This window comes from Vibrio sp. Isolate23 (assembly GCF_022398095.1).
Lineage (GTDB): Bacteria > Pseudomonadota > Gammaproteobacteria > Enterobacterales > Vibrionaceae > Vibrio > Vibrio coralliilyticus_A.
Map to the genome: position 1 here is coordinate 1 of NZ_JAKEUV010000040.1, position 358 is coordinate 358.

The 358-nt window shown below is 58.4% G+C and carries 1 protein-coding gene; it reads left to right on the forward strand.

The features are described from left to right. Window positions 1-69 precede the first annotated feature (69 nt). Window positions 70-358 (forward strand): hypothetical protein (locus tag L1D31_RS22535; protein WP_239839151.1); only part of this gene is annotated, 289 nt, incomplete at its 3' end.

The following is a 358-nucleotide window of genomic DNA, read 5'->3' on the forward strand; positions in this document are numbered from 1 at the left end:
AGTGAACGCCTTGATTTCACGGTGGTGGCGACCGACACCGATGGCGACACCGACCGCATTACCCTGCCGGTGACGATTGGCGATGATAGCCCGAACATCGCCTCGGCGGAGGCGTTAATCCTCAATGAGAATGACTTAGCCAGTGGCACCAGCCCAGACGCGACACGTGTGAGCAAAGACGGAGACTTCACCACGCTTGAAGGGGCGGATAAGGTCGTGAGCTACGAGCTTGACCTGACCACCAACCCGATTGATGGCCTGACTTCTCAGGGCAAAGCGGTGACGCTCTCTGAATCCATCGATGCCGATGGGGTGGCGACCTACACGGCTTCCAGCGTGGATGGCGATGTGTTTGTAC